We start from the raw sequence: 8,520 nt of genomic DNA, 5'->3' as shown, positions 1-8,520 counted from the left end.
AAGCATCAGGACCCCGACGATCAGTGTCGTCGCGGCTCCCAAGGCTAGCGTTGTCCAGAACAGGTGAAACCACTTGCGGATCGTCATGCGGATGTATCCCCCCAGAGAAATTGGCCATATCCTTCATCTTACCATGAACGGAATAAAAAGCTAAGGCTTTCCCTGATATTCGCCCTTCTCTTCGCGCATACTGTACGTATCCATCGCCGCTATCCTACACTTGGCGGCACAGCGAAGAAGGGGGATTTCTCGACATGAAGCTCAAGCGGGCCTTGTACTGCTTTTCGATATCGGCTTTTGCTGCCGTTCTTCTGACCGGGTGCGGAGCCGAGCCGCGCGGAGGAGGCGGCCAGCAGACCAGCTACAAAGACATGAAATCCATGGTGATCGACATCCTGAAGACGGAGGACGCCCAAAAGGCGCTGCAGGAAAGCCAAATGAGCGCTGCGGGAACGTCGAGCAGCGGCATCAAATCGCTTTCGGTGCAGGATGCGGAGAGCGTGCGCATGGCTGTCAAGGAAACGATCACATCGCCGGATTACGACAAAGTGATCAAGAAGCTGATGACGGACACCCGTTTTGCCGGGGACTTCGCCAAGGCGGTCAACAAAGAAAACAAGGATATCCACAAAGAGCTGATGAAAGATCCCGGATACCAGAAGGAATTGATCTCAGCGATGAAAACGCCGGAGATGGACAAGATGATTCTCGAAGTGCTCATGAGCTCGCAATACCGCAAGCAGGTCATGACCATCATGCAGGAATCGATGTCCAATCCGCTCTTCCGCGTGGAGATCCTCGACCTGCTCAAAAAAGCGGTTCAGGAAGAGCTTCGCGTCAAGCCGGGCGAGAAAGTGGATACGAGCTCCGGCGGTGGCGGCGACAGCGGCGGTGAAGAAGGCGGCGGCGGTGGCGGCGACAGCAAGGATAGCGGCGGCTAAGGCAGCGGAACATCAAGCTGATGAGGCGGCAAAGGTGGTTGAGCCTACTCGGATTATGCCAGGATTTCAGGAAAAGGAAAGCAGCTAATGATGACGCCAAAAAGGGCAGCACCCGGATCGTGCCGGGGCTGCCCTTTTTGAATGGTGATGCAGACAATCAATGAGCCGGCGCCAGCCTGATCACTTGATCGGCCAGCTCCAGATAGATGGCTCCCGTCTCCGTCTCCGCCTTGTAGACCGACGGAGAGAAGTCCGGCTCGGAAACATGGTTGTCCGGCGCGCCGAGAGGCACTTGAGCGAGCAGCGAGGTATGGAGCGTCTCCGCCAGCTTGGCCCCTCCCCCGCGTCCGAACACATATTCCTTCTCGCCGGTCGACGGGCTCAGGTAATAGGACATGTTCTCCACGACTCCGAGGATCTCATGCTGCGTCGTGATGGCCATCGCGCCGGCGCGGGCTGCGACGAAGGCGGCTGTCGCATGAGGGGTCGTCACGATGATTTCCTTGCTCTGCGGCAAGATCTGGTGAACGTCGAGCGCGACGTCGCCCGTGCCCGGAGGCAAGTCCAGCAGCACATAGTCCAGCTCTCCCCACTCGACTTCCTGGAAGAAGTTGCGCAGCATCCGCCCAAGCATCGGGCCGCGCCAGACGATAGGGCTGTTGTCTTCGACGAAAAAGCCCATCGAGATGACCTTCACGCCGAAGCGCTCGATCGGCTCGATCCGGCCGTCCACGATTTCCGGCCGCGATTCGATGCCCATCATGTCGGGCACGCTGAAGCCGTAGATGTCGGCATCGATCAAGCCGACCCGCTTGCCCCTGCGGGCGAGCGCCACCGCCAGGTTGACGGTGACGGTCGACTTGCCGACGCCGCCCTTGCCGCTTGCGACGGCGATGAACTGCGTGCCGCTGCGCTCGGCCAGCAGCGGCAGCGCCTCCAGGCCCGCCCCGTGCCCACGCACGGGTGCGGCGCCTGTGCCGGCGCCGGCAGCGGGCTTCGCCTCCGCTGCCGCGCCCGGGGCGCCTGCCGCGGCGGTGGCTGCGCCGCCGGCCGGCGCCTCGAGGGGCCGCAGCCGCAGGTGCACGGCTTCGGCCCCTGTCCGCGCCAGCGCTTCGCGCAGCGCGGCTTCCAGCGGCGGCTGCGCGCCGCCGCCGGGGGTGAGGACGGTCAGCGATACCTGACCGTCCCTCACCATAATATCGCGGACGGCAACCCCGTCCGCGGCAAAAGTGGCCGTCACCGAATTGACGGCCTCTGTCACGAGTTCACGTGTAAGCATGTTCCACTCTCCACCTTCCGCATAAATCCATTCCATTATAGCATAATGAAATCGAATTTCTCTCCTCTCCTACGGCCTTGCCGCTGGAGAAGGGAGCGGCGAAGACGGGCTGGAGGAGCTGCCGGAAGGACGTTCCCCGCTGCTGTAGCGGAGAATGCCTTGATAGACCGCCGCCGCCACCTGCTTCTGGTAACCGGCGTCGCCAAGCCTCGCAGCCTCGCCCGGATGAGACAGGAAGCCGACCTCGACAAGAGCGCTTGGCACCATATCGACGGCTTCGAGCAGATACACCGTATTGGGAGCCTTGGCGGCCACGCGTTCCGTATTCTGCAGATTGACGCGGATCTCGTCCTGGATGAGGGCTGCAAGCGCGGCATTGCCTTCATGGTTCGGATAGTAGAACGTCTGGGCTCCCGACCATTTGGGCGAAGGGATGCTGTTCATGTGGATGCTGATCATAAGATCCGCTTGATGGTCCTTCACGAATTTGACCCTCTGCGCCAAATCCTCGCTCTTCCTTTGGCGGTAGGCTTTCGTATCCGGGGAAGCCAGATCGGTATCGCCTTCCCTCGTCACGTATACAAGGGCGCCCGATTGTTGCAGATAATCCCGCAGCTGGAGCACGATCGCCAGGTTGAGATCTTTCTCGACCATGCCGCTTTTGCTGACCGCGCCGCCGTCCGGCCCGCCATGACCCGCATCCAGCACGATCGTCTTGCCGCTCAGCGGCATCGACCAGTCGCTCCATGTGCGGGCCGCCGGCATCTGCTCCGTCAGCATCCATGCGAGGATCGCCAGCATGCCTGCGATGACGCCCAGCCGGGTCCAGCCCCGCGGATTCATCCAGACGACGACGCGCCTGCGGCTGCGGTACAGACCATGCCTATTTTCTCCGGCCACTTTTTTTGTCAAAAAAACACCCCATCCCGCATACATGATCGGCAGCCCGGGGCTCATGTGGCAAGCCATCCGCGCTCTAATCATTTATATGGGACAGGGCGTTCATTCATTCCGGTTTGTCCGGCTTACGCGTTCGCAGGCTGCTCCTGCATGCCTTCGATGAGAATCTGAGCCACTTCCGGACGGGAGAACTCCGGAGGCGGGCAGATGCCTCCGCGCAGCATCTCGCGCACCTTCGTGCCCGAGAGCGCGACATGCTCCGACTTGTCATGCGGACAAGTTTTGCTCGTGGCCATGTTGCCGCATTTCTTGCAGAAGAAGCTGTGCTCGAAATACAGCGGGGTGATGTCCAGATCTTCCGCCGGGAACGTCTTCAGCAGATCCTGCGCCTCATAGGTGCCGTAGTAATCGCCGACTCCGGCATGGTCGCGCCCGACGATGAAATGCGTGCATCCGTAATTCTTGCGCACGAGCGCGTGGAAAATCGCTTCGCGCGGGCCAGCGTAGCGCATAGCCGCCGGGAACACCCCGAGAAACGTCCGGCTCTCCGGATAGTAATTGTCCAGCAGCGCCACATAGCTCTTCATCCGCACATTGGCCGGCACATCATCCGATTTCGTCTCTCCGACAAGCGGATTGAGGAAAAGGCCGTCTACAATTTCCATCGCGCATTTCTGGATGAATTCATGGGCGCGGTGGACCGGATTGCGCGTCTGGAAGCCAACCACGGTCTTCCAGCCTTTATCGGCGAAAATCTGGCGCGTCTGGGCCGGATCGAAATAAAACTCGCCGAACTTTTCCGGCTGCGGCCGGTTCAGCACGGTGATCGGACCGCCCACGTACGTATTCGGCCGGGAAAAGAGCTTCTTGACGCCGGGATGCTCGAGATCGTCGGTCTTGAACACTTGCATGGCTTCATGATTCTGATCGACCGAATAGACGCTCTCCACATCCAGCAGCGCATAGACGACTCCATCCTCGCCCTTGAGAGCGACACGCTGTCCCGTTGACAATTCGGAAGCGAAGGCTTCGTCTACAGCCAGCGTAATCGGAATGCTCCACACGGTTCCGCTTGTCAGACGCATCCGGTCCACGACCGAACGGTAATCCTCTTCGCCGAGGAATCCCGTCAAGGGCGAGAATGCTCCGACGCCGATGAGATCCAGATCCGAGATCGTCCAATTATCTACTGTCAAAGCCGCAAGGCCGCCGGCTTCCTGCAGCAGACGCTCGCGCTCGGCTCCCTCGGCAATTCGGTTCACCAGTTCTCCGCCATGAGGCTTGATGCTTGCCATGTCTTTATCCTCCCCGCGACTCATTTATGCAGTCCGCATTCGGTTTTGTCGTTGCCGGACCAGCGTCCGGCGCGAGGATCCTCGCCCGGAGCGACTTGGCGCGTGCACTGCTCGCAGCCGATGCTCGGGAAGTTGCGGTCATGCAGAGGGTTGTAGATGATTTCGTTTTCCCGGATATAGTTCCAGACGTCCTCGGAAGTCCAATCCGCGATCGGATTGAATTTGACGAGCCCGAATTTGGTATCGTACTCGATCTTCTTGGCGTTCGCGCGCGTCGGCGCCTGGTCGCGGCGGATGCCGGTAATCCACGCCTCGTATTGGGACAGGATGCGGGTGAGCGGTTCGACCTTGCGGATGTTGCAGCAAGCATTCGGATCGCTCTTCCACAGCTCCTCGCCATGCTGGGCCGCTTGTTCCTCCGGCGTGAGCACCGGCTTCACCTGAACGAACTTGATGCCGTATTTGGCTTCCATCCGGTCGCGCGTCTCATACGTCTCCGCGAAGTGGAAGTCGGTATCCAGATAGAAAATGTCCGACCGCGGGCTTACTTTCTGCAGCATGTCGACGAGCACGACGTCCTCGGCTCCGAAGCTGCAGGCAAAAGTAATATTCGGGAAGGTCTCGACTGCGTATTTGAGGATTTCCTCCGGCGATGCCGTTTCCAGCCTAATCGCCTGCTCGGTAATCAGGGCTTCTTTCTCCAAAAGGTTCAAGGTGGTTCCCCTCCTAATCATTAATACCAAGTAAAAAACTATGCTTTACTATGATTATACGGGGAACGTTGCCGTTGAGCAATTGTTTAATTCATCAAAAAAGCCCGAAATTACTTGCCGCATAAGGATTTCTTATCCATTGGATAAGGCTATCTTATGCGGTAGACTCCGTCCTTGTCCGCATTGCGGGCAAGCTCCGTCAAGTACTCGAAGAAAGCGTCGCGGTTCACGTCGTCCACGACCGTAACCTTTCTTCCGCCTTCCTTTTCCACTGTACGTCCTTGAGACGGACCGGAAGGGATGACGTCGCAAGTCGCATCTCTCGAGGATACGAGCTCAGGCTTGCCGATGACCGCGGTCGTCAGGACATCCCACAGATAATAAGTGGAGTTGGTGGCGAAGTGAACGAGCGGAGGAACGGTCGCATAACATTGGCCCAGGAAGTCGATTCCCTCATGACAGCGGTTCTGCGCCCACTCCTTGCGGGTTTCCACCATGAGCGGCACTTTGTTCGTGCTTTCCAGTGCTACCATATCGATGGCGATGCCGCTGTCCCATACACGCTTGGCTGCCTCCGGATCCCAATAGCTGTTCCATTCCGCCGTGCCGTCATGCTCGGGCTCGTGCACGTTGCCGTCCGGGAGGAACGTCCCGCCCATCCAGTAAAGCTTATCGATTTTGCTTTCAATGGAACTGTCCGCATCGAGAGCTCGGGCAAGATCCGTGAGCGGACCTGTGAACAGCAGCGTCACGGGCTCCTCGCTTGCTTGGAGCTTGTCCACGATATCCAGATGCGCGGGCTTCGCAGCCTCTTGCGTAATGACCTCAGGGCGCTCATTCAGCAGAGGAAGCGCATCGACATAGAATGCGTGCATGCGCCAGTCCTTGGGAAACGGGTTCTTTCCTCTGGAATCGGAACGGGCTACTTCCAATCCCTTCAGCTCCGGAGCGCCATAACGGTCGATGATCTTGCGGCTCGCCGATACGGCCGGCTCCACGTAGCAATCCGCATCGATCACGGATACGCCGATCAGATCGACATCGCTCATCTGCAGCAGCAAAAAGAGGGAGACGAGATCGTCGACGCCTCCGTCATGATTGAAGTAAACGGGTTTGCGGTTATTCGAATTCATTGGCCATCTTCCTTTCTTATGTAAGCCTTGGTGATAGAACGGTTCACTGCCTAGTCACCTACAAAAAACACCTTTTCCGCGACAGCGGAAAAGGTGCTTGTAGAACATATTAACGTTTGGAGAACTGAGGAGCACGACGAGCTGCTTTGAGGCCGTACTTCTTACGTTCTTTCATCCGCGGGTCACGCGTCAGGAAGCCAGCGCGCTTCAGGGATGGACGGAACTCCGGATCTGCTTTGAGCAGAGCGCGGGAGATGCCGTGACGGATGGCTCCGGCTTGACCGGAAGTGCCGCCGCCATGCGCGATGACGATAACGTCGTATTTGCCGACTGTTTCCGTCAGGGCAAGCGGTTGTTTAACGATCAGCTTCAGCGTTTCCAGACCGAAGTATTCATCCATTTCGCGCTTGTTGATAATGATTCGTCCTTCACCCGGCACGAGACGTACGCGTGCTACGGAGTGCTTACGACGACCAGTTCCATAGTATTGAACTTGAGCCATTGTAGGGTCCTCCTTCTAATTAACCGCGCAGCTCGTAAGCTACCGGATTTTGTGCTTGGTGCGGATGTTCCGATCCAGCGTATACTTTCAGCTTCAGCTTCATTTTGTTGCCGAGACGGTTCTTCGGAAGCATGCCGTGTACGGCGTACTCAACGAGGCTCTCAGGCTTCTTGATCAGCTGGTCCTTGGCAGGAGTCACTTTCAGACCGCCTGGGTGCATGGAGTGACGGTAGTAGTTCTTGTCATTCCATTTGTTGCCGGTCAGAACGATTTTCTCTGCGTTGATGACAACGACGAAATCGCCGGTGTCGATATGTGGAGTGAATTGCGGCTTGTGCTTGCCGCGGATCAGGCTTGCAACTTCGCTGGCAAGACGGCCAAGCGTTTGGCCTTCAGCATCAACGATGTGCCAGTTGCGTTGAACTTCGGTAGGCTTGGCCATATAAGTGGAGCGCATGAGGGGATCCTCCTTCAATGTTTACGATCATTTATCATGAAACACACGTTTCAAGGTCAATTATCATGGTAGGTTGTTGCTTGTGTTGCCTTTCGGGTTGTGACTTTCTTACGCGGGGCTGTGGGAGAGCCAATAAGAAAGCACAAGTTATATACTACAATAACGGAGCGCCCAGTGCAAGGATTTTTGGAATCGAATCACGATAAATTGACGATATTAGACCGGTATATCTATCCTAGGAAACCGTTCCAAACATCTGCAGTCAAGATTGCTCTCCATAATCCACTTCAACCAGCGTCAATCCATAAGGAACGGCCGTCGGGCCGGCTGCTTGACGATTCTTGGCCAGAATGATTCCACCCATCGAATCCGGATCCAGCTTGCCTTTGCCGACGAGCAGCAAAGTTCCGGTTATGATCCTGACCATATTGTAAAGGAAGCCGTTCCCCGTCAAATAAAGATCCAGGTTAGGGCCCTCCTGCCGAAGCTCCGCCTCGTAAATCGTCCTCACATGCGAGGTTTTGTCCGAATGGACCGTTGTGAACGAGGTGAAATCATGTTCGCCAACGATATATTCAAGAGCTCTGCGCATGGCCCCGACGTTCAATTGTGGTGCTGGATGATGAAAATGATAATTACGGCGGAAGACGTCATTGAACTTGCCGGTATAGATCGAATAGCGGTATGTCTTGCGCTTGGCTGCATACCTGGAGTGAAATTCAAGCGGCACTTCCACCGCATTCTCCACGATTCTTATATCGGACGGCAGCCGGCTGTTGAGAGCCAGGGACCACCGTTCAACAGCTATCTGTGCCTCGGTGTAAAAGTTGAATACCTGCCCCAAGGCATGAACTCTGGCATCCGTGCGCCCTGAGGCCGTGATATGGGTTTTAGCATCCGTCAGCACCTCGATAGCCAGCTCAATGACGTCCTGGACCGTATTCCCTCCCGGCTGGGATTGAAATCCGCTGTAGGCGGTGCCGTCGTAGGCTACCTTCATCCGTATGTTTCTCAAAGCTTTTCTCTCCTTGGCCGCCTTAACTAGTTCTCGTTGCAGTGCAAGCTAACCCAATGAATTCATAAAGGAGTCCTGGTGGCTCGCAGCTGAATGATCGTTCCGATCGCTGTTGAAGCCCGATTTCTGGATAGGATTATGCTTATGTTGAAATCCGGCTTCAAAGGCGAACGCTGACGCTTCTCCACGATTCATTCTTCTGCTTCACTGCCTGCCCCTTCATTCTTGGAAATTGCTCTACAACTCGAAAAATAGACCGTTCCCCAAAGGGGTCAAAGGCATGCT

At 56.8% G+C, this 8,520-nt stretch carries 10 protein-coding genes (1 of these 10 cut by a window edge); 1 reads left to right on the top strand and 9 read right to left on the bottom strand.

The window, feature by feature from the left end:
- On the bottom strand, positions 1–87 hold the start of the coding sequence (locus AC06G8_RS03125; RefSeq protein WP_480284340.1) for a KinB-signaling pathway activation protein. Its footprint begins 549 nt before the window's first position; only the first 87 of its 636 coding nucleotides appear in the window; it begins with the start codon at positions 85–87; its stop codon lies off the left edge, out of view.
- 167 nt (positions 88–254) lie between these two features.
- Here AC06G8_RS03125 and gerD point away from each other — a divergent pair, with 167 nt between their 5' ends.
- Positions 255–941, top strand: coding sequence for a spore germination lipoprotein GerD (gerD, locus tag AC06G8_RS03120; RefSeq protein ID WP_447665424.1), 687 nt, complete (start codon positions 255–257; stop codon positions 939–941).
- Between the two features lie 157 nt (positions 942–1,098).
- Here gerD and AC06G8_RS03115 read toward each other — a convergent pair whose 3' ends face one another.
- The 8 genes from AC06G8_RS03115 to truA form a co-directional block, all read right to left on the bottom strand.
- Positions 1,099–2,220: an Mrp/NBP35 family ATP-binding protein gene (locus AC06G8_RS03115; RefSeq protein ID WP_480284339.1), complete on the bottom strand. Its 1,122-nt coding sequence runs from the start codon at positions 2,218–2,220 to the stop codon at positions 1,099–1,101.
- Between the two features lie 69 nt (positions 2,221–2,289).
- The gene (gene cwlD, locus AC06G8_RS03110) at positions 2,290–3,096 is read right to left on the bottom strand and encodes an N-acetylmuramoyl-L-alanine amidase CwlD (RefSeq protein WP_480285373.1); all 807 of its coding nucleotides are present in this window, start codon (positions 3,094–3,096) and stop codon (positions 2,290–2,292) included.
- A 149-nt stretch (positions 3,097–3,245) separates the two neighbouring features.
- Positions 3,246–4,415: a sulfate adenylyltransferase gene (gene sat, locus AC06G8_RS03105; protein WP_480284338.1), complete on the bottom strand. Its 1,170-nt coding sequence runs from the start codon at positions 4,413–4,415 to the stop codon at positions 3,246–3,248.
- A gap of 20 nt (positions 4,416–4,435) precedes the next feature.
- A complete protein-coding gene (locus AC06G8_RS03100) occupies positions 4,436–5,128 on the bottom strand; it encodes a phosphoadenylyl-sulfate reductase (RefSeq protein WP_447665226.1) in 693 nt (230 codons plus the stop codon).
- A 149-nt stretch (positions 5,129–5,277) separates the two neighbouring features.
- A complete protein-coding gene (locus AC06G8_RS03095; protein WP_480284337.1) occupies positions 5,278–6,261 on the bottom strand; it encodes a nucleoside hydrolase in 984 nt (327 codons plus the stop codon).
- Positions 6,262–6,370: 109 nt separating this feature from the next.
- The gene (rpsI, locus tag AC06G8_RS03090; protein ID WP_447665224.1) at positions 6,371–6,763 is read right to left on the bottom strand and encodes a 30S ribosomal protein S9; all 393 of its coding nucleotides are present in this window, start codon (positions 6,761–6,763) and stop codon (positions 6,371–6,373) included.
- A gap of 19 nt (positions 6,764–6,782) precedes the next feature.
- Positions 6,783–7,220 carry a 50S ribosomal protein L13 gene (rplM, locus tag AC06G8_RS03085; protein WP_048743578.1) on the bottom strand — a complete coding sequence of 146 codons (438 nt, stop codon included), beginning with the start codon at positions 7,218–7,220 and terminating at the stop codon, positions 6,783–6,785.
- A 262-nt stretch (positions 7,221–7,482) separates the two neighbouring features.
- The gene (gene truA / locus AC06G8_RS03080) at positions 7,483–8,235 is read right to left on the bottom strand and encodes a tRNA pseudouridine(38-40) synthase TruA (protein ID WP_480284336.1); all 753 of its coding nucleotides are present in this window, start codon (positions 8,233–8,235) and stop codon (positions 7,483–7,485) included.
- Between the last annotated feature and the right edge of the window lie 285 nt (positions 8,236–8,520).

The organism is Paenibacillus sp. SJS-P3, from assembly GCF_056711585.1.
Note: the sequence above shows the minus strand (reverse complement) of the source record. Positions and strands in the feature narration are given on the sequence as shown.